This is a genomic window from Caulobacter segnis (genome assembly GCF_029543125.1).
Classification (GTDB): domain Bacteria; phylum Pseudomonadota; class Alphaproteobacteria; order Caulobacterales; family Caulobacteraceae; genus Caulobacter; species Caulobacter segnis_D.
This window is the reverse complement of record NZ_JARQWW010000002.1, coordinates 490,450-509,170: the sequence shown is the minus strand read 5'-3', so window position 1 is coordinate 509,170 and position 18,721 is coordinate 490,450. Positions and strand designations below refer to the sequence as shown.

Annotated in this window: 19 protein-coding genes; 9 read left to right on the top strand and 10 right to left on the bottom strand. The window is 66.7% G+C overall.

The window, feature by feature from the left end; genetic code table 11:
• The first annotated feature begins 13 nt into the window (after positions 1–13).
• The gene (locus P7B02_RS07120; RefSeq protein ID WP_277785630.1) at positions 14–502 is read left to right on the top strand and encodes a group III truncated hemoglobin; all 489 of its coding nucleotides are present in this window, start codon (positions 14–16) and stop codon (positions 500–502) included.
• 67 nt (positions 503–569) lie between these two features.
• Here the strand turns inward: P7B02_RS07120 and P7B02_RS07115 are convergent, their stop codons facing one another.
• The 3 genes from P7B02_RS07115 to P7B02_RS07105 form a co-directional block, all read right to left on the bottom strand.
• Complete coding sequence (locus P7B02_RS07115; protein WP_277785629.1) at positions 570–1,724, bottom strand: Fic family protein; 1,155 nt, start codon at positions 1,722–1,724, stop codon at positions 570–572.
• 125 nt (positions 1,725–1,849) lie between these two features.
• Positions 1,850–2,449 carry a YitT family protein gene (locus P7B02_RS07110; protein WP_277785628.1) on the bottom strand — a complete coding sequence of 200 codons (600 nt, stop codon included), beginning with the start codon at positions 2,447–2,449 and terminating at the stop codon, positions 1,850–1,852.
• The gene (locus tag P7B02_RS07105; protein ID WP_277785627.1) at positions 2,446–3,681 is read right to left on the bottom strand and encodes a glycosyltransferase family 4 protein; all 1,236 of its coding nucleotides are present in this window, start codon (positions 3,679–3,681) and stop codon (positions 2,446–2,448) included. Before P7B02_RS07105 ends, P7B02_RS07110 begins: the two co-directional genes overlap by 4 nt.
• Before the next feature lie 72 nt (positions 3,682–3,753).
• Here P7B02_RS07105 and P7B02_RS07100 point away from each other — a divergent pair, with 72 nt between their 5' ends.
• Positions 3,754–4,749 (top strand): glycosyltransferase family 2 protein, encoded by a 996-nt coding sequence (locus P7B02_RS07100; RefSeq protein ID WP_277785626.1) that lies wholly within the window; start codon positions 3,754–3,756, stop codon positions 4,747–4,749.
• A 201-nt stretch (positions 4,750–4,950) separates the two neighbouring features.
• Here the strand turns inward: P7B02_RS07100 and argE are convergent, their stop codons facing one another.
• Entirely contained in the window at positions 4,951–6,126 is a 1,176-nt protein-coding gene (gene argE / locus P7B02_RS07095) for an acetylornithine deacetylase (RefSeq protein WP_277785625.1), read from the bottom strand.
• A 131-nt stretch (positions 6,127–6,257) separates the two neighbouring features.
• Between argE and purU the strand changes: the two genes are divergently transcribed.
• Complete coding sequence (purU, locus tag P7B02_RS07090) at positions 6,258–7,100, top strand: formyltetrahydrofolate deformylase (RefSeq protein WP_277785624.1); 843 nt, start codon at positions 6,258–6,260, stop codon at positions 7,098–7,100.
• A 2-nt stretch (positions 7,101–7,102) separates the two neighbouring features.
• Positions 7,103–7,330 (top strand): hypothetical protein, encoded by a 228-nt coding sequence (locus tag P7B02_RS07085; RefSeq protein WP_277785623.1) that lies wholly within the window; start codon positions 7,103–7,105, stop codon positions 7,328–7,330.
• A 37-nt stretch (positions 7,331–7,367) separates the two neighbouring features.
• Here the strand turns inward: P7B02_RS07085 and P7B02_RS07080 are convergent, their stop codons facing one another.
• Together P7B02_RS07080 and P7B02_RS07075 are read right to left on the bottom strand one after the other, a co-directional pair.
• Positions 7,368–7,799, bottom strand: coding sequence for a hypothetical protein (locus tag P7B02_RS07080; RefSeq protein WP_277785622.1), 432 nt, complete (start codon positions 7,797–7,799; stop codon positions 7,368–7,370).
• A 57-nt stretch (positions 7,800–7,856) separates the two neighbouring features.
• The gene (locus P7B02_RS07075) at positions 7,857–8,402 is read right to left on the bottom strand and encodes a GDSL-type esterase/lipase family protein (protein WP_277785621.1); all 546 of its coding nucleotides are present in this window, start codon (positions 8,400–8,402) and stop codon (positions 7,857–7,859) included.
• 262 nt (positions 8,403–8,664) lie between these two features.
• Between P7B02_RS07075 and P7B02_RS07070 the strand changes: the two genes are divergently transcribed.
• Positions 8,665–9,603 (top strand): DUF808 domain-containing protein, encoded by a 939-nt coding sequence (locus tag P7B02_RS07070; RefSeq protein ID WP_277785620.1) that lies wholly within the window; start codon positions 8,665–8,667, stop codon positions 9,601–9,603.
• Here the strand turns inward: P7B02_RS07070 and P7B02_RS07065 are convergent.
• The 3 genes from P7B02_RS07065 to P7B02_RS07055 all read right to left on the bottom strand — a co-directional run bounded on the left by P7B02_RS07065 (position 9,600) and on the right by P7B02_RS07055 (position 12,234).
• Positions 9,600–10,439: a hypothetical protein gene (locus P7B02_RS07065; RefSeq protein WP_277785619.1), complete on the bottom strand. Its 840-nt coding sequence runs from the start codon at positions 10,437–10,439 to the stop codon at positions 9,600–9,602. The two genes, P7B02_RS07070 and P7B02_RS07065, sit on opposite strands and share 4 nt — an antisense overlap.
• An 86-nt stretch (positions 10,440–10,525) precedes the next feature.
• Positions 10,526–11,017: an FKBP-type peptidyl-prolyl cis-trans isomerase gene (locus tag P7B02_RS07060; protein ID WP_277785618.1), complete on the bottom strand. Its 492-nt coding sequence runs from the start codon at positions 11,015–11,017 to the stop codon at positions 10,526–10,528.
• 14 nt (positions 11,018–11,031) lie between these two features.
• Entirely contained in the window at positions 11,032–12,234 is a 1,203-nt protein-coding gene (locus P7B02_RS07055; RefSeq protein WP_277785617.1) for a threonine ammonia-lyase, read from the bottom strand.
• 142 nt (positions 12,235–12,376) lie between these two features.
• Between P7B02_RS07055 and rfaE1 the strand changes: the two genes are divergently transcribed.
• From rfaE1 to P7B02_RS07035, 4 genes are all read left to right on the top strand, one after another.
• The gene (gene rfaE1, locus P7B02_RS07050) at positions 12,377–13,831 is read left to right on the top strand and encodes a D-glycero-beta-D-manno-heptose-7-phosphate kinase (protein WP_277785616.1); all 1,455 of its coding nucleotides are present in this window, start codon (positions 12,377–12,379) and stop codon (positions 13,829–13,831) included.
• 1 nt (position 13,832) lies between these two features.
• On the top strand, positions 13,833–14,672 hold the full coding sequence (locus P7B02_RS07045) for a class I SAM-dependent methyltransferase (protein WP_277785615.1): 840 nt from the start codon (positions 13,833–13,835) through the stop codon (positions 14,670–14,672).
• 200 nt (positions 14,673–14,872) lie between these two features.
• Positions 14,873–16,129 carry a glycosyltransferase gene (locus tag P7B02_RS07040; RefSeq protein ID WP_277785614.1) on the top strand — a complete coding sequence of 419 codons (1,257 nt, stop codon included), beginning with the start codon at positions 14,873–14,875 and terminating at the stop codon, positions 16,127–16,129.
• 82 nt (positions 16,130–16,211) lie between these two features.
• On the top strand, positions 16,212–16,997 hold the full coding sequence (locus P7B02_RS07035) for a hypothetical protein (protein WP_277785613.1): 786 nt from the start codon (positions 16,212–16,214) through the stop codon (positions 16,995–16,997).
• Positions 16,998–17,036: 39 nt separating this feature from the next.
• Here the strand turns inward: P7B02_RS07035 and P7B02_RS07030 are convergent, their stop codons facing one another.
• A complete protein-coding gene (locus tag P7B02_RS07030; RefSeq protein WP_277785612.1) occupies positions 17,037–18,635 on the bottom strand; it encodes a matrixin family metalloprotease in 1,599 nt (532 codons plus the stop codon).
• Between the last annotated feature and the right edge of the window lie 86 nt (positions 18,636–18,721).

The following is an 18,721-nucleotide window of genomic DNA, read 5'->3' as shown; positions in this document are numbered from 1 at the left end:
GGCCTGCGGGGAATTGATCCGGATCAAGCCGCCATCGGACGGGCGGGCCTACGATGAGGCCATGCATCAGGAGCGTCGCCAGAACCGTCATCTGCTGTCGCCGGGCGCCGCCGTCGGCGTCACCGAGCCGATGATCCATGAGCTGGTCCACGCCTTCTACGCCAAGGTGCGGCGCGATCCGCAGCTGGGGCCGATCTTCGATGCGGCCATCGGTGATCACTGGGACAAACATCTGGCCAAGCTATGCGACTTCTGGTCGTCGGTCCTGCTGACCACCGGACGCTACAAGGGCGCGCCCATGCCGGTCCATGCGGCCTTGCCGAGGATCGAAGGCGGACACTTTGTCCGCTGGCTGGAGATCTTCACCGAAACCGCGGGGGAGCTTTGGCCATCCGAGGCCGCGGCGCTGGTGGTTGCTCGAGCCAATATGATCGCTCGTAGTTTGCAATATGGCATCGCCGCCAGCCGGGGTGAGATGATCGACGATCTGTCGCGCAGCTGAAGCGGGGTTGCGGCGATTATCGGGCCTATTCGCCGCATAATCTGCGGTGAATGCTGCCTGCTCGCCACTAGCGACTGGTTGGCGCAACATCCTTCGGCTCAATGGCATGGACCGGCGCGACGTCGATCGGAAGGTGATAACGCGTGGATTTTCCGGCCCCCGTCCTGGTCAACGCGCCCGTTTCCACAAGAGCGGCAAGATCGCGCGTTGTGGTGGCGGGAGGGGTGTGAGCGATCGACATGTAGTTTGCCGCGCTGAGTCCCCCCTTGAAGCCCTCAGGGCCCGCGGCGAAGAGACGTAGAAGCACCTTTTCCTGACGCTCGTTGATGGAGCTGCGGACGCTTTCCATCAGTCGCGCCTTTGCAAGAACAAACTCGATCTGAACAAGCGTCTGTTGTTGGGCCTCCAGGGCCTTGGCGGCGAACCAAAGCAGCCAATCGGTGATCTCAAGATGGCGATGCGCTCGCTCCAGTTCGCGGTAGTACGCCTTACGATGTCGCAGCAGCGTGCTGGACATGCCGGTTACGACAGGCGTTGGCAGTCCCTGAGCAAGCAGCTTTTCGCTGATGGCCCGGCCGATGCGGCCGTTGCCGTCCTCAAACGGATGGATGCTTTCAAACCAGAGATGGGCGATCCCCGCCCGCGCCAAGGGAGGCAGCCGGCCGGGTGAGTCCGGAGAGGTTTGCTCGAGCCAGGCCCAAAACAAATCCATCTCGCGTTCCAGCGATGCCGAGGGCGGCGCTTCAAAGTGAACCTTGGGCGCGTGCACATAGCCTGAAACGATCTGCATCGGCTCGGCGTGGGTACGGTAGCGTCCGACATCGGCCAGATCGGATCGACCGTTCATGACCCACCGATGCCAGCGGAAGAGAACCTCCTCGGTCAGAGGCTGATTTGCCTGCTCGAAGAGTTCGACCGTCATCTCGGCAATGCCGGCCTCGGCCGGAGACGCCCGGCGTCTATCGGTGGTCAGTCCGAGGTGTTTTCGGATTGAGGACTGCACACTGTCGCGATCAAGAGCCTCGCCTTCGATCGCCGAGGTGTCCGTCGCCTCTTCGCTTATGAGCTCGACGCGGATTTCAGACAGGTGCTGAGCGCTCAGGTGCTTGGAGACGCCGATCTGAACGCCGGCATGGGCGACAAACTGGGTTTCCGCCCTGAGCAGCGCACTGGCGTCCCAAGTGAAGGTGGGCCATTCCGGTTGCTGCCAATTCCAGGTCATGATCGATATCCGGAAATCTTATCGATCAAAAATCTGATGAATGTGATCGATAAAGTCCAATCTTATCGATCAAAAATTGGGAAAAATATGATCGATATCCGATGTGTTTATCGATCATGGGGCCGCTAGTAGCCGGCATATCTGCCGGGGCGGTGGTTCACGATGATCACCAGACTGAGCGCCGCGGCGCTGAGCAGCGACAGAGCCAGCCTGCCAAAATCGATCACCGTGAAAGCCGCGGCGATGATCAGGATGTCGGCGGTCAGCTGGACCCGACCGGCGCTGACGCCGCGCTTTTCCTGCATGTACATGGCCAGGACGCCGATGCCCCCGACGCTGGAGCGATGACGGGCCAAGGCGAGAACGCCCATGCCGATGATGGTGCCGCCGAACAGGGCCGAGAACACCGGATCGACCCAATCGAGCTTCAGCCACAGCGGCAGCACCGCGGTGAAGGCGGCCAGCAGGGCGTTGGTCGCCAGGGTCTTCAGGGTGAAGGTCCAGCCCATGGTGCGGCGGGCCAGTTCGTAAAACGGAATGTTCAGCGCGAAGAACAGCAGGCCCACCTGCCAGCCCGTGGCGTAAGAAACGATCAGAGCCAGGCCCGCGATGCCGCCGGTCACCAGCCCCGCCGCCTTCAGCAGGGCGATGCCCACGGCGATGAAGCTCGTGCCGATGAGGATCGAATGGATATCCTCGGAGGCGGTGTGACGTGGAGCGCTCACGGCGTCAGCCAGGTGTTGAGCGTCGCGGCCCAGCGAGCGGGATCCAGCGCCTTGGCGGCGTGAGCCTTGGCGGCGGCGCCCATGGTCCTGCGGGCTGCTGCGTCGTCGATCAGCTCCGCCAAGCGGGCTTCGGCGGAGTCGAGATCGGCCTCCGCCCATCGGCCGCCGGCGTACATGCCCTGGCGGTCATCCACGGCCACCAGCCGCGCCGGGATCAGTGCGGCGGCCTTCGGGGCCATGAAGTCCATGTTTCCCGACCAGGCCGTGGCCACCACGGGCTTGCCGGCCAGCATCCCCTCGGCCAGCCACAGGCCAAAACCCTCCGAACGGTGGAGGGACAGGATGATGTCGGCGCTGGCCACCAGGCGGTCGCGGTCTTCGGGCGACAGCACCCCGTTGAACAGGCGGATGTTGGGCGCGTCGCCTATGGCTGCGTTGATCTGGGCCAGCAGCGGCGAGGCGGCGTCAGCCCCTACGGTCTTGAGCACCAGCAGCGCCTTGGACAACGTGCGGCCGGTGGCGCGCTTGAACGCCGCGATGGCGGCCAGCGGGTTCTTGCGGGCAAGGGTTGAGCGCAGGTCGAAGGCAGACAGCACCACGACCGCGTCGTCGGGCAGCTCGAACCGCGCCCGGTCGGGCGCCAGGTCGGTGGGCGCGAGGGGATGCGGCAGGACGCGGATGGTCATGCCTCGGGGCGCGACTTCCTCCACCGCCTCGGCGGTGAAGCGCGACGGCGCCCAGACCTCGTCCACGTGGCGGAAGGCGGGCTTCCAGGCGCGGGGCAGGTGCTCCAGCTCCCAGGCCCAGTAGCCGATCGCCCGACGGCCCTTGAGGGCGTCGCCGCCGTGGAGAGCGATGAGCTGCAGCAGCTCCGGCGGGTTCATGTGCGCGATCAGCGTGCCCGCGCCGGGCGACGGCGCCGCCGGATCGCCGGCCTGGATGCGGCGCTCGTGGCCGAACAGGGCGCTGACGTCCCAGTCGATCACCTCGAAACCGGCCGAGCGCAGGGTGGCCGACAGGCTGCGCGCCGCCTCGCCGATCCCGAGCACCGAGCCGTGGAAGCCAGCCACGATGATCGGCCCCGACGGCGGCAGGCCGCCAGCCTTGTGCCTCAGGCCGGCGATGAATCCGAACGCCGGCGGCAGCATCTTGCCGATCGGTCCGCTCAGGCCTGGGGCCAGACGGCGGCGCAGCGCGCGAAGGCGGGTGAGGGCGGTGTCGGGGGCGCTCATGGGCTTCAACCTGATAAACCGCCGATGCATGCGGTGTCCACGCGCCCCCGCGCCTCGTGCTAAGAGCCGGCTGTGACCAGCGCCTCCCACCCCGCCGTCAGCGTCCTGACCGTCGCTTATCAGAGCGCGCCGACCCTCGCGCGCTGTCTCGACAGCCTCGATGCGCAGACCTTCCGCGACTTCGAGACCATCGTGCTCGACAACGCGTCCAGCGACGACGGGGCCGCCATCGCGCAGGCGCGGGCGGGTGTGCGGGTCATCCGCGCCGACCGAAACCTCGGCTTCGCGGGGGGCAACAACGCCGCCGCCCGGGTGGCCCGGGGGCGCTGGATCGTGCTGCTCAATCCGGATGCCTATGCTGAGGCCGGCTGGCTCGCCGCCTTCATGACGGCGGCGCGGGCCTATCCGGAGGTGCGCTGCTTCACCGCCCGCCAGCTGATGGACGAGGACCCCTCGCGCCTGGACGGCCTGGGCGATGTGATGTCCGTGGTCGGCGTGCCGTTCCGGGGCGGCTATGGCGCAAAGGACGCAGGCGGACCGGCGGGCGAGGTGTTCTCCGCCTGCGGGGCGGCGATGATGATCGACCGGGACCTGTTCGCCAGCCTCGGCGGCTTCGACGAGCGGTTCTTCTGTTACTGCGAGGATGTGGACCTGGGCTACCGCCTGCGGCTGATCGGCGAGGCGACGCGCCTGGTTCCGGACGCGGTGGTTCGCCATACGGGGTCGGCGAGCAACGCCGGACCGCGTTCGGCCTTCGCCCTCTATCACGGGGCGCGCAACCGCCTTTGGGCCTATGTCCAGAACACCCCGCCGCTTCTGCTGGCGCTGACCATCATCCCGCACATCGCCTTCACCGCCCTGCTGATGGCGCGGCATGTGGCGCGAGGGGAGACGAAGCCGGCGCTCCGCGGGCTTGGCGATGGACTTAAGGGTTTGGGCGAAGCGCTGGCGCGTCGGCGGGTCGTGCAGGCGACGCGGACGGTAAACTCGGCGCGGATCGCGGCGGCCATGAGCCTCAATCCGCTGGCGTGGCTGCGCGCGGCGCCGGTGGTCAAGGAGAGGGGATAAGGGAGCTCGGAGTGCTCTAGTCCCCGTTTAAGCTACGGCTGGTGCTCCGGATCTGGCCACGACCGCTCGCACCGTTCTCGCCGGCGGGGATCGAACCCGCATCGCTCCGAACCTGTCCAGAAAACGCCGCAATCACGATGGGGTTGCAAAGATTCTCGATGAGAATCTGAGCGTGTATTTTCCCCTTGCACGGCTTGGCGTTCAGGTCTCGACAACCTCGGCGATCAGGCGCGCCATGAAGGCGGCGCCGCGCTGCATCTGGCTGATCTCCACATACTCGTCCGGCTGGTGCGCCTGGTCGATGGAGCCGGGGCCGCAGATGACAGTGGAGAAGCCGGCGCCCTGGAACTGTCCTGCTTCGGCCGCATAGGCCGCCACGCGGGGCGGGCCGTTGTCGCCCGCCAGGCGCCGGGCCAGGGCTTCCGCCGCCCCTTCGGCTTCCGGCGCGAAGGCGGGGGTCAGCGACCGGACCTCGATCTTGACCCCGCCTTCCGGGACGCGCGCCTTCACCTCGGCGTCGAGCGTTTCGGCCAAGGCGAAGAAGTCCGCCAGGATCGCCCGCGGATCGCGGCCGGGCGGGCAGCGCAGATCGAAGAAGAATACGCACTGGCGGGCCAGGATGTTCACCGCCGTGCCGCCGTTGATCTGTCCGATGGTCAGGGTCGGCCAGGAGGGGGTGAACAGGGAGCCGGGATCGACTTCCGTCGCCAGCGCCTCCGACAGGTCGGACAGCCGGCTCATCAGCTTGATGGCGACCATGTTCGCCGACACGCCCAGATGGGTCATGCTGGAATGAGCTTCACGGCCGGTCACCGTGACCTTGAAGGTCGATATGCCCTTATGACCGCTGACCGCCTGCATCAGGGTGGGTTCGCCGACGACCACGGCGGCGGCCTTGGGGACCTCGGCGGCGAAGGCGGCGATCATGTCCGGCGCGCCCAGGCAGCCGACCTCCTCGTCATAGGAGAAGGCCAGATGTACGGGGCGCTTCAGCCGGCGCGCGGCCAGGTCCGGCGCGACGGCCAGGGCGAGGGCCAAAAACCCCTTCATGTCGCAGGTGCCGCGGCCGTAGAGGCGTCCGTCGCGCTTCGTCAGGACGAAGGGATCCGAAGACCAGGGCTGGCCGTCCACCGGCACCACGTCGGTATGTCCCGACAGGATGACGCCGCCCTCGATATGGGGGCCGATAGTCGCCATCAGATTTGTCTTGGTCCCGTCCGCATTGGGCACGCGACGGCTGCTCACGCCCAGACCCGCCAGATACGCCTCCACCCATTCGATCAGCGCCAGATTCGACAGGCGCGAGGTGGTGTCGAAGGCGACCAGTCTGGCCAGCAGGTCGATGGCGCGCGGCGCGAGAACTTCAGCGGAAGACATTCGCCCAGCTTAGGCGTGCGTCCGGCTTCACCCAAGGCGGGAGCGCCAAAATCCGTCCGCAGCTCTCCTAAACGCCTCGATAGCGCTCATTTGTGGAAAACCGCGCCCGGCGAAGCTAAAGAGCGCGGACCATGATCCTGACCCTCTCCTGTCCCGACCAGCGCGGCATCGTCTCACGCGTCTCCACCTTTCTGTTCGAGCGCGGCTGCAACATCCTCGACGCGCAGCAATTCGACGACCAGGAAACGGGCGTCTTTTTCATGCGCGTGGTGTTCGACGCCAAGGGCGCGGACCCGCAGACCCTGCGCGACGAGTTCGGCGCCCTGGCCGGCCAGCTGTCCATGACCTGGACCCTGCGTGACCGCACCGACCGCTATCGGGTGATGATCCTGGCGTCCAAGTCGGACCATTGCCTGGCCGACCTGCTCTATCGCTGGCGGATCGAGGAGCTGCCGATGGACATCTCGGCGGTGGTCTCCAACCATCCGCGCGACATCTATCCGCACGTGGATCTGAGCGGCCTGCCCTTCCATCATCTGCCGGTCAGCAAGGCCACCAAGCTGGAGCAGGAAGCCGAGCTGTGGAAGCTGATCCAGGAGACGAAGACCGACATCGTCGTCCTCGCCCGCTACATGCAGGTGCTGTCCGACGGCTTGGCCGCCAAGCTGGAAGGCCGCTGCATCAACATCCACCACTCGTTCCTGCCGGGCTTCAAGGGCGCCAAGCCTTATCACCAGGCACACGAGCGGGGGGTGAAGGTGATCGGGGCCAGCGCCCACTACGTCACCGCCGACCTGGACGAGGGCCCCATCATCGAGCAGGACGTGGAGCGCATCAGCCATCGCGACACGCCCGAGGATCTGGTCCGCAAGGGCCGCGACATCGAACGCCGCGTCCTGGCCCGCGCCCTGCGCTGGCGGCTGGAGGACCGGGTCCTGCTGAACGGCAAGAAGACCGTCGTCTTCACCGACTGACAGTGAACACCTCGCCGACAGCCAATATCCTCGCCGCGCTCGTGCTGATCGGGTTCATCGCCGCGGCGTGGAAGGTCGCGCCGCGGCTGACGCGGCGGGGCTTTCGGCCCCGCGTCAGCCTTATGGACGACCTCATGGAGCGCGTGGAGACGCGCCCGTCTCGTCCGCCCGACAAGGTTGAGATCGCTCCGCTGAAGACCGCCGGCGATCCTGATCGACCCGAAGGTTGAGTGTCGGGTCTGGAGGCGATGAAGCCGGCCTTGCGCCTTAGTTCGCCCTGGCGACCTTCTTGTACGGCACGAACTCGCCCAGGCCGACGAACCCGCTCTGCATGCGGCTGTTCGGATCCCAAAGGCTCACGATGTCGATGCTGCACAGGTCGCCGGTGCTGGTGCGGGTGACGAGGACGTCATTGCGGTCCAGCGACTGGGCGCCCGAGCGGGGGCGGTTCACGTAGAGCACGCCGCCCAGGCCTTCATAGACGATGGCGGTGCGGTCGTAGACCTGGCTTGAGCGGATGTTGGTCAGGCGCAGACAGCGCACGGGCTCGCCTGCGACGCGGCCTTCGAGCGCCTTGGCCAGGCGCGACTCGGCCTTGGCTTGGCGTTCTGTCAGCGCTTTTGACGGCGCGGCGTTTGCCGACGCCGCGCCAAGGCTCATGGCGACGGCGATGCAAACAGCGGGAATGGCGCTCTTCATGACGTTCTCCTATCCCCCGATCTGCTCCCTTAACATGTAGGCGCAGCCGAAGGTCCGTCAACGCGGTGCGGCGATTGCGACAGCGTCAGCCAGGCGCCTGGCGATTATGCGCACGCCGGCGCCATTGGGATGAATGCAATCGGCCTGGTTGAGGGCCGGATCGCCGAGGACGCCGGCCAGCCAGTTGGGGATCAAGGTCACCCCAGCGCGTCGTCCCAGGCGGATGAAGGTCGAGTTGAAGGCTTCGGCATAGCCGGCGCCCAGGTACGGCGGCAGATGCAGGCCGGCCAGGATTACGATGATCCCGCGCGAACGAAGCGTGCCGACTAGGGCGGTCAGATCTGCGCTGAACTGCGCGGGCGCGACACCGGTGAGCACATCATTGGCGCCGACAGCCACGATGCAAAGTGATGTGCCGGGAGCGATGCTCCGGTTGAGGCGTCTAAGGGCGTCGCCGGTGGTGTCGCCCGCTGCTCCGGCCCCATGAACGCGCCACGACAAATCTCGTCGGTGGAGCTCGCTTTGAAGCTGGCGCGGAAGACGCTGGGACGGCGGCAAGCCGTATCCAGACGTGATGGAGTCGCCCAGAAGGGTCAGGGTCATCGGCTTGTTCTGCGCCGCGGCCGGGACAGCAAGAAAACTCCCCAGCAACGTTAGAAGCTCGCGACGTCCGATGGCGTTAGACATGTTCGCGGTCTAACGTCTGATCGCAGCACTTGCGCGGCTTCATATCGGCGCGATTGCGACAGCGCGTGTCGCGCCAGTCACGAAAAACACGGTCCCCGAAACTTGAGGCGGCGTGCACGCTTTACCTTGGCGCGGTGCGGCCCTAACGGATCGCCTGCAGCTCTTTTTAGGATCGCCAATGGCTTCGGGACTTGTCGCACTGCTGGACGATGTGGCGGGCATCGCCAAGATCGCCGCCGCCTCCGTGGACGACATCGGCGCGGCCGCCGGCAAGGCGGGCTCCAAGGCGGTGGGCGTCGTGATCGACGACACCGCGGTGACGCCTGGCTATGCGGTGGGCTTCACGCCGGACCGGGAGCTGCCGATCGTGGCCAAAATCGCCATCGGCTCGATCCGCAACAAGCTGATCTTCCTGCTGCCGGGGGCGCTGCTCCTGAGCGCCTTCGCCCCTTGGGCGGTGACGCCGATCCTGATGTGCGGCGGCGCCTATCTGTGCTTCGAGGCGGCCGAGAAGATCATCGAGAAGATCCTGCCGCACGCCGAGCACGACGAGACCGAGGGGCTGGCCCTCAGCGCCAAGGACCTGGAGAACGAGAAGGTCTCCGGCGCCATCCGCACGGACCTGATCCTGTCCGGCGAGATCATGGCCATCGCCCTGTCGGAGGTGTCCGACATGAGCTTGCCAGTCCAGGCCGCGGCCCTGGCGGTGGTGGCCCTGGCCATCACGGTGATCGTCTACGGCGCGGTGGCCTTCATCGTGAAGATGGACGACATCGGCCTGCATCTGGCGCAGCGCAATTCAGCCCCTGTGAAGGCGTTCGGGCGCGGCATGGTCAAGGCCATGCCGGTCATCCTGAAGGCGCTGACCTACATCGGCACCCTCGCCATGCTGTGGGTCGGCGGCGGCATTCTGGTCCACGGGCTCGACCATTTCGGCGTCTCCGCCATCGAGCATGGCGTGGAGGCGCTCAGCCACGCCGCCGCGGTCGCGCCGGGGATCGGCCCGATTACCGGCTGGGCCGCCATGGCCGCCGCCTATGGCGTGTTCGGCCTGGTGGTGGGCTCCGTCATCGCCGGGATCGTCCACCTGATCCCCAAGCGCAAGAAGGCCGCTTAGGGACGCTTGGCCGGCGGCGAGGGTATGCGCAGGGCGACGATCTCTTTGGTGGAGCGGTTGATCCCGTAGATCATACCAGCTTGCGTTTCGTCCCAGTCGATGGCCTGACCCTCGACGTCCACGCCGATGGTGGCAAGGTGCTCGAGCACCGGGCCGCCCTCCTTGGGGAAGTCGAGGATGTAGAGCTCCTTGTGGTCGTGGCCGGTGATGTACAGCCGGCCGTCGGGACCGAAGCCGCCGCCGGAGGAGCTCATGGGCGCGAAACGCTCCAGCACCGTCTGCGGGAAGGTCCAGGCTTCGGTCCGCCGCCACTGGTCGTCGAACTTGACAAGGACAGTGTGGCGGTGGTCGCGCGGCGCCTCGCCGCCCTTGCCGTCATAGTTGGCGAAGGCCGCGTACCAAAAGCCGTCGCGGCGCTCGATCCAGGTCACCGAACCCGTGCCGGGGCCCAAGGCCACGGTGCGCAGGTGCTTGAGGGTCTTGGGGTCGAAGAACTCCACCGAGCTCCAGTGCGGGGTCGCCGGGAAGTTGGAGCTGGCGCAGACCAGCTCCCTGGCGATGATCGTGCAGGAATTGATGTGCGGGTAGCGGACGGGGTCGCCCTTCCACTCGGCCAACTTGGCGCCCGTCTTCTTGTCGTACTTGGCGATGGTGAAGTTGGCGACGGCGTAGATGTGGTCGCGGTCCACCGCGACGCCCTGGCGCGCTTCCGGCGCCGGATAGCGGCGGACCACCTCGGCTTGGCCCATGTCGACCGGCCCCGCGTGGGCGCTGAACGACAGAGCGGCCGAAGCCGCCAGTCCCGTGAGGCCAAAGCCGGTATGCGTGCGCGACATGTTGGAGATCCCTTCCGCCAGTGCGGCTGGACCTAAGTCCAGCCCGCGACAGTAGGGCGACGTGCGCGCGACGTTTAGATGAAAACTCAGCCCTGGCCGGGCGCGCCGGACTTGGAGAGAAAGTCGATCAGCTCGATGCGGAACACCATCACGCTGTTGCCGGGGATCGGCCCCTTGTCCTCGGCGCCGTAGCCGAGCGACGGCGGCACATAGAGCGTCCATTCATCGCCGGGGCGCATGAGCGGGATCGCCTCGCGCCAGGCGGGCACCAGGCCTTGCAGCGGGAAGGTGGCCGGGGCTCCGCGTTCGTAGGAGCTGTCGAACACCGTGCCGTCCAGCAGCTTGCCCTCGTAGTGGACCTTTACTTCGTCGCGGAGGCCGGGATGGGCGCCCGTCTCGGGCCCGGCGCGGACCACCTTGTACTGCAGGCCGCTGGGCAGGGTGACCACGCCCGGCTTCTTGGCGTTCTCGGCCATGAAGGCGTCGGAGGCGGCGAGGTTGGCCTTGGCCTCCTTGCTCGGGCCGCAGCCGGCCAGGGCGAGGGTGGCGGCCAGCGCCAGGGCGATCTTCTTGAACATGCGGATAGGCCTTCTTAGACGGTGCGCGGCGGATAGCCGGCGCCGCGCAGGGCGTCGATGATTTCCCGGGTGTGCTGGGCGTCGCGGGTCTCGATGGTCACATCGAACTCCGCGCCCTTGGCCGGCACGTCCAGGGCCAGGCGGTTGTGCGCCACCTCGATGATGTTGGCGCCGTGATCGCCGATGGTCTGGGACACGGTGGCCAGCAGGCCAGGACGGTCGTCGCCGACGATGCGCAGGGACACCAGGCGCTGGGCGCGCACCAGTTCACGGGTCAGGACCGAAGCCAGCAGGCGGGTGTCGATGTTGCCGCCGCACAGGATCAGGCCGCACTTCTTGCCGCGGAAGCGTTCCGGATAGGCCAGCAGGGCGGCCAGGGACGCGGCGCCGGCGCCCTCGGCGATGGTCTTCTCCACATTGGCGTAGAGCGAGACCGCCTGCTCCATGAACGGCTCCTCCAGCAACAGGACGTCGTCGATCAGGGGGCGGACCTGGGCATAGGTCTTGTCGCCGACGCTCTTGACGGCGATGCCCTCGGCGATGGTCTGGCCGCCGCACTGGGCGGTGACGCCGCGCATGCGGGCGGTGAAGGACGGATACATGGCCGGCTCGCAGCCGATGATGCGGATGTCGGGACTGAGGGCCTTGGCCGCCGTGGCCACGCCGCTGATCAGGCCGCCGCCGCCGATGGGCACGGGCAGGATCTCCAGATCAGGGACCCTCTCGAGCATCTCAAGCGCGATGGTGCCCTGGCCGGCCATGACGTCGTAGTCGTCGAAGGGGTGGACGAAGACCAGGCCGCGCTCTTCCTGCAGGCGGCGGGCCGTGGCGTTGGCGTCGTCATAGGTTTCGCCGTCGATCACCACCTCGGCGCCGAAGTCACGGGTGTGCTGCACCTTCACGAAGGGCGTGGTGCGCGGCATGACGATAGTCACCGGCACGCCCAGGCGGGTGGCGTGGTAGGCGAGGCCCTGGGCGTGGTTGCCGGCGCTGGCAGCGATGACGCCGCGCTTCTTCTCGTCCTCGGACAGCAGCAGCAGCTTGTTGAGCGCGCCGCGCTCCTTGTAGGCGGCGGTGAACTGCAGATTCTCGAACTTCACCCACACCTCGGCGCCCGTGATCTTCGACAGGGTCTTGGAGTGGCGGCAGGGCGTGCGTTCGATGTGGCCTTCCAGGCGCGCTGCGGCGGCGCGGATGGCCTCAAGGTCGAGGGTCATGAATCTGCCCGGCTGGGGAGGGGAAGAAGGAGGGCGGAACCTAACGGTGCGGAAGCGTCGGTGCAATGTCGGCGCAGCGCCGGTCTCATGACAAGCGGGCGGCCCCGCGATAGAGCTTGGCGATTGTAACCGCGGAGCGTGCATGCTGGAGATCGAACAGGTCGGGCGATTGGTCGAGGGCCGCGTCGTCGTCGTCGGCGATCTGATGCTCGACCACTATGTCTTCGGCCAAGTCGACCGGGTCTCTCCCGAGGCGCCCGTGCCGGTCCTGCATGTGGGCGGCGAGCGCTGGACCCTGGGCGGGGCGGCCAATGTCGCCGCCAACATCCTGGCCCTGGGCGGTCAGGCGGACCTCATCGGCGTGGTTGGCGACGATGCGGACGGCGCGCGTCTGGCTGGCCTTCTGGATACTCCGCACGGCGCCGCCACCGCGCATCTGGTCAAGGTGGCGGGACGGCAGACCGCGCTGAAGACCCGCTACCTGTCCGGGCAGCAGCAGATGATCCGTGTGGATCGCGAGGATTGCGGACCGCTGACGGCGCAGCAGGAGGACGCGGTGGTCGAAGCCGTGGCGCGGACCCTGGCGGATGGCGGCGTTCTGGTGGTCTCCGACTACGGAAAAGGCCTGTTCGGCGACCGCGTCCTGCAGGCGATCTTCGAGGTGGCCAAGCGCAAGGGCGCGACGACCATCGTCGATCCAAAGCGCCGCGACCTGTCCGCCTATCGCGGCGCCGACTTCATCACCCCGAACCGCAAGGAGCTGGCCCTGTCCACGGGTCTGCCGTGCGAAAGCGACGCGGAGGCGCAGGCCGCCGCCGACGCCGCCTTTGCGGTCAGCGGCGCGGCGGTTTTGTTGACGCGCTCCGAGAAGGGCATGTCCCTGTTCAGGGACGGTGTCGATCCTGTGCATCTTGCCACGGCCGCACGCTCGGTGTTCGACGTCTCCGGCGCCGGTGACACGGTGGTCGCGGCCGTTTCTCTCGGCCTGGCGTCAGGCCTGCGGGTCGAGGCAGCCATGCGGCTGGCCAACGCCGCCGCCGGCGTCGTCGTCGCCAAGCACGGCACCGCCGTCGCCACCCCCGGCGAACTGGTCGAGGAGCTGCGTGGCCCGGCTCAGCGTACGGAGTCCGTTGCCGGGCTTTTGCCGTTGAAGGGGATGAGCGATCTGCGCGCCGACTGGGCGCGGCAGGGGCTGACCGTGGGCTTCACCAACGGTTGCTTCGATCTGGTCCATCCTGGACATGTCTCCCTGCTGAAGCAGGCGGCCGAGCAGTGCGATCGCCTGATCGTGGCCCTCAACACCGACGCCTCGGTTTCGAGGCTGAAAGGCCCTAAGCGGCCAATCCAGCCGTTGGAGGCCCGCGCCCGGGTGATAGCGGCGATCAAGGGCGTGGACGCCGTGGTCGCCTTCGACGAAGAGACGCCCCTGTCCCTGATCGAGACGCTGAGGCCCGACGTGCTGATCAAGGGCGCCGACTATACGGAGGAAGCGGTGGTCGGCGGCGACGTGGTCAAGGCCGGCGGAGGGCGGGTTTATCTGGCCAACCTCGTGGACGGCCAGTCGACGACAGCCATCGCGGCCAGGGCGGGCGGCTGAGATGTTCGGTCGGCGCGACCCCAAGATCGGGCTGACTGATGAAAAGCTCGCGGCGCTGCGGGCGCGACTGGAGGCGTTGGAGACCCGCGCCAAGGTGCTCGACGAACAGTTGCTGCCCGGTCTGTGGTCCACGCTCGCACAGCTCCACGAGCAAAAGCTGATCAACGCGCCCCTGACCTGTCTGGCCTGCGGGCAGGCGGCGCGGGCCGAACGGTTCGGCGTGCGCGAGGACACATGCGTTTTCGGCGGCGGGCGCCTCAAGCGCTTTGAATGCCCGTCCTGCGGCTGCGTGTTCGGGCCTCAGTGGTATCTGGATGCGCCGCAGCATGTGATCGACGCGGACTACCGGCAGCTTTACCTGAACTATCGGGAAGCGGACTCCACGGAAGACGAGATTCGCGCCTTCCATCTGCTCGACCCACAGCCCGGCGGCCTCTATCTGAACTGGGGCAGCGGGGCCTGGAGTCGATCCGTCGAGGTCCTGCGCGAGCAGGGTTGGGATGTCTGGGGGTATGAGCCCCACGCGTCCACCGCCAGTCCGTTCATCGTGCGCAATCGCGCCGAGGTGAGCGCACGGTTCGACGGCATATTCTCGAACAATGTGATCGAGCACTTCTTCGACCCCGCCGCCCAGTTCTCCGACTTCCGCGAGGTTCTGAAGCCGGCCGGCAAGATGGCCCACGCCTCGCCCTGCTATGCGTGGGCCTGCGCCTACACCCGCTTCCACACCTTCTTTCCCATGGGACAGGCGCCCGCGCGGCTGGCTGACAGGACCGGCTTCACGCTCGAGAGCCAGGTCGAAGACGGCGAATTTCGGGCCGCAGTGTTCCGCGCCTTGTGAACATCGCTTCGTCGGGGCCTCGGAACGACTTCGCCGCCAAGGGTTTCCCTAGGTTTCCAATCCAGGGAGAACTCAGATGAACAGCATCATTTACATCGTTGGTCTTGTGGTTGTCGTCGCCGCCGTGGCGTCGTTCATCCTCTAGGCTTTGCTTCTAGCCAGAGGGTGACCGTCGGCGAGCATGGGTCTAAGAGCGGGGCATGACCTCCTCGACCCTGGGCGAGCTGAAAAGCCCCGTCCTCAAGATCGCCCAAACCCTCTGGCGCGCCGCTCCCCTGCCGGCGGCCGGTCGCGCGGTCGCGGGCCGCGCCGTGGCGGCGGTCATCGGCGCCCGTCACCGCCGCTCACGTCTGGCGGGCCTGGGCGTCGATCTGAAGCCGGGGCCCATCGTGGTCTCCGGTTTCCACAACGAGGCGCTCGGCATCGGCCGCGGCGGCCGCTTGACCGCCCAGGCGCTGGAAGGCGCCGGCTATCAGGTCATCCGTCATGACGCCCGCGAGGCGATCCGCACCCCAGGCTTCGCCAATGTGACCTTGCCAGGCGAAGGCGGCGTCTGGCTGCAGCACTGCAATGCGCCCGAGGCCATCGCCCTGTTCGATCGGGTGCGGCGCGAGGATCTCTTCGGCCGCTACCGCATCGGCTACTGGGCTTGGGAGCTGCCGCAGGCGCCCAAGGACTGGCTGAAGACGGCCCGCTTTTTCGACGAGATCTGGACGCCTTCGCGCTTTACTGCCGAAAGTCTCGCTGGCTGCGGTGTGCCGGTGCGGTCCATGCCCCATCCCTTGCCGGACGTGACCGCTGACCCGGCGCCGGAGAAGTTCGGCTTTATACCCGGCCGTGTGAACTTCCTGGCCATGGCCGACCTTCGCTCCAGCGCCGCCCGCAAGAATCCTCTGGGCGCGGTTGAGGCGTTCCTGAGAGCGTTTCCTCACGCGCAGGACAAGGCGGCCCTGACCCTCAAGCTGGTCCAGGCCCAGACTGACGCGGCGGCCATGCGCGCGCTCGGCGCCCGGATCGCCGGGCGGCCTGACATCCGCCTGCTGATCGAGGAGTACGACGCAGAGGATGTGATGCGGCTTCTCAGCTCGGCGGATGTGGTCCTGTCGCTGCATCGCGCTGAGGGCTTTGGCCTGGTTCCCGCCGAGGCTCTGGCGCTCGGCCGCGCAGCCCTGGCCACGGCGTGGTCGGGCAACATGGAGTTCATGGGCGGAATGCCGGACGCCCTGGTCCCGTACCGCCTGATCAGGGCCGAGGATTCCAGCGGGCGCTATCGTCGGCAGATGTGGGCTGATCCGGATCTGGATGCGGCGGCGCAGGCGATCCGGCGGCTCACGGATGACGCCGCGTTGCGCGCCGCTGTCGGGCAAGACGGAAAGGCGGCGGTCGCTCGGCTGCGTCAGGCCTGGACGCGCGAGGCCCTGGCCGATACAGGCGTGGGGCGTTGGGCTCTGTCATGAAACAGACATTGCGTTTTTACTGGATTCGTTGTTACTGAACTCCAAGCGGCGCTGTTCGCGCTCGCGCATGGAGTTTTAGATCATGGCTAACTCTACCCCCGGCCAGGACGCGCGTATCCGTTCCGTGATCGGAACTGAAGGCGACGACCGCATCCTCGTCGAGACCGGGACCATCGCCGTTGGCAATGGCGGCAGGGACGTCTTTGTCATCGCCGCTGCGACCGCAGGCAACGAGACCGTGCGTCTCGGCGCGATCACCGATTTCGGCGACGGCGACAGCCTGGACCTTGGCCTGCTCGGCCCCAACGCCACGATCCTGGGCGAAGGCCGGATGACCGATGGCTCCACCCGTCTGTCGATCGACTTCAATGGCGACGGCCAGGAAGACGGCTACCTCTATGTGGGCGGCGCGGGCTTCATCCCGGCTGACGACAATTTCCAATCGCCCATGCCGATCATCGACGGCGAGGCCCACATCCTGCCGTTCCCGATGCCGGGCGACGGGGAAGTGATCGGCGGTCCGGCGGAAGAGGGGGAATTCACGATCTTGCCGTATCCGCTGCCGGGCCAGGTGGGCTCCTTCGTGGAGACCGGCGACGGCGTCTTCACCATCCTGCCCTATCCGATGCCGGGTGATGACGGGGTAATGACCATACTGCCGTTCCCCATGCCGGGTGACGGCCCGATCACGGTGGGCGAGGGCGAATTCCATATCCTCCCCTTCCCGATGCCCGGCGACGGCGCCATCGAGGATGGTAAATTCCACATCCTGCCGATCGGGCTGTTCGCGGCTTCGGGCGCTCAGGGCGTGCAGATCGTCCACGCGAACCTGAACCAAAACGACTTTCTGGCCCTGATGGCCGCGTGAATGGGGAAAGGCGCCGGCGACCGCAGCCGGCGCCTTTGCTCACCCGTAGTTGAAGCTTGGCTGGCCGTAGACGCCGACCAGATCGACACCGTAGGCGGCGCCGTCGGCAAGGTCAGTGAGAAAGGCTGCGTTCGATCGGGCGAAGACGCCAAGATCCGCTTTCTCCGCCTCAGCCAAGAGCCAGCCCACCATTGCCGCCTTGGTCCCCTGGCCGGACGGTCCATCGCCGCCGTAGCTGGCGAAATATCCATCCCTCCCGCCTGAGAGCAGTACGGTCACCCGAGCGTCGTCCGGGGTGTTGCCGAAAATCTTGCCATAAGCCTTTTTGGTGGCGGCGAAGAGCGACAGGCCCCCGTACTCGGCCTGGAAGCCAGCCCTGCCCTCCCCATCTCGGCCGAGGTTGACCGCAAAATTGATGTAGCGGTTCTCAAGGTTGAACGACTGGAAGTAGGCGCTGTTGAGATTGTTCGGGTTCGGCCCGCTGGGCGAGACCAGATAGTCGAGGCCCGGCCCGCCCGGAATCTTGCCCGTGAAGAACTGGTAGGAGAGGGTGGCCACCGAGGTTGTGGCGTCCGCCGCCTTCACAAGCTCCCCGATCGCTGCGGTCAGTGACAAAGATCCGGCGGCGACGCGGGTCGACAGATCCGAGACCTGCGCGCTGCTGGAAAGCCGAAGGATGTTCTGAGCTGCGGTCGTCACGGCGGTCGAGCCGGCGGGCGACGACGTGTCGATAATTGACAGACGGTAAGTCCCGGTCTCGTCATCCTCGAAGCCGGAAGCCGCCAGATAGTAAATGCCGGTCGTGGCCGGGCGGAAGATATCGGATGAGTCCAGGCCAGCGCCGCCGTCATCGATGAAATCGATCTTCACTCCGGCGGCGTTGAAGACCTCCAAATAAGGGTCTTCGAGGGTGCCTTGACCTGAAGATTTGCCCTTCAGGTCGAGGCGGTAGGCTCGGCCCGCCGACAACTCCACCCTGAACCAATCCACATCGCCGCCGATCTCGATGACGCCGCTCACCGCGCCGCCGACGGTGACGCGGCCTGAGGTCGTCGCGTTGCCTGCATAATCGTCACGGGCTGGACCGCCCGTTCCGCCGGAGCCTGGCGCGCCATATATCGCCGTCACGCCGGCGATGTCGTCGGCGGTCAAGCTGGCGGCGGAGCTTGGAGTCTTCAGGTAATACATGACCGCGGTCGACAAGGTCGCGTGATCAAGCCCGATGGCGTGGCCGATCTCGTGCAGGGCAGTCCAGTAGAAATCCGCCGAGCTGTCATAAGCGTCGACGTCGAAGACGATCTGAGCGGCCCTGTAGTAGGTTCCGCTCCACCAGTTGTGGGCTTGGCCAAGGGTCGACTGGCCCCCGGGGGCGGCGCGGCCGTCGATCGCATAGTCGCCAATGCGGATGTTCACGGAAGCTGAGTCGGCGACCTGCACGAAATCGATATTGGCTGCCGCCTCCCAGGCATTGAAGGCCGCGATGATCTCGTCTCGGAAGTCGTTGTTGATCGAGGTCGAGAAGTCCCTGTAGCCGCTGTACTGTGTCTTCAGGCTCGCGTAGTTCGACGTTGCGAAGCTCCACGTGACTGTGGTGGTGAGGCCGGTCGATTGCCAACGCTCGCCGCTTAAGACCGGCATGAAGCCCCCCAAGATTGAACCGTCCCCCCCAAGATCAGGACGCGTGTCAAACCTACTTGCGCTGCAAGTTTAGGTGCAGCCCCATT

Bases quoted from the DNA above. Each gene is read 5' to 3' on its own strand.
- P7B02_RS07070 (WP_277785620.1), top strand. From the start codon at position 8,665: ATGGCTTCGGGACTTGTCGCACTGCTGGACGATGTGGCGGGCATCGCC.
- P7B02_RS07045 (WP_277785615.1), top strand. From the start codon at position 13,833: ATGTTCGGTCGGCGCGACCCCAAGATCGGGCTGACTGATGAAAAGCTC.
- P7B02_RS07075 (WP_277785621.1), bottom strand. From the start codon at position 8,402: ATGACCCTGACCCTTCTGGGCGACTCCATCACGTCTGGATACGGCTTG.
- argE (WP_277785625.1), bottom strand. From the start codon at position 6,126: ATGTCTTCCGCTGAAGTTCTCGCGCCGCGCGCCATCGACCTGCTGGCC.
- rfaE1 (WP_277785616.1), top strand. From the start codon at position 12,377: ATGCTGGAGATCGAACAGGTCGGGCGATTGGTCGAGGGCCGCGTCGTC.
- P7B02_RS07105 (WP_277785627.1), bottom strand. From the start codon at position 3,681: ATGAGCGCCCCCGACACCGCCCTCACCCGCCTTCGCGCGCTGCGCCGC.
- P7B02_RS07030 (WP_277785612.1), bottom strand. From the start codon at position 18,635: ATGCCGGTCTTAAGCGGCGAGCGTTGGCAATCGACCGGCCTCACCACC.
- P7B02_RS07055 (WP_277785617.1), bottom strand. From the start codon at position 12,234: ATGACCCTCGACCTTGAGGCCATCCGCGCCGCCGCAGCGCGCCTGGAA.
- P7B02_RS07040 (WP_277785614.1), top strand. From the start codon at position 14,873: ATGACCTCCTCGACCCTGGGCGAGCTGAAAAGCCCCGTCCTCAAGATC.
- P7B02_RS07065 (WP_277785619.1), bottom strand. From the start codon at position 10,439: ATGTCGCGCACGCATACCGGCTTTGGCCTCACGGGACTGGCGGCTTCG.
- P7B02_RS07035 (WP_277785613.1), top strand. From the start codon at position 16,212: ATGGCTAACTCTACCCCCGGCCAGGACGCGCGTATCCGTTCCGTGATC.
- purU (WP_277785624.1), top strand. From the start codon at position 6,258: ATGATCCTGACCCTCTCCTGTCCCGACCAGCGCGGCATCGTCTCACGC.
- P7B02_RS07080 (WP_277785622.1), bottom strand. From the start codon at position 7,799: ATGAAGAGCGCCATTCCCGCTGTTTGCATCGCCGTCGCCATGAGCCTT.
- P7B02_RS07115 (WP_277785629.1), bottom strand. From the start codon at position 1,724: ATGACCTGGAATTGGCAGCAACCGGAATGGCCCACCTTCACTTGGGAC.
- P7B02_RS07060 (WP_277785618.1), bottom strand. From the start codon at position 11,017: ATGTTCAAGAAGATCGCCCTGGCGCTGGCCGCCACCCTCGCCCTGGCC.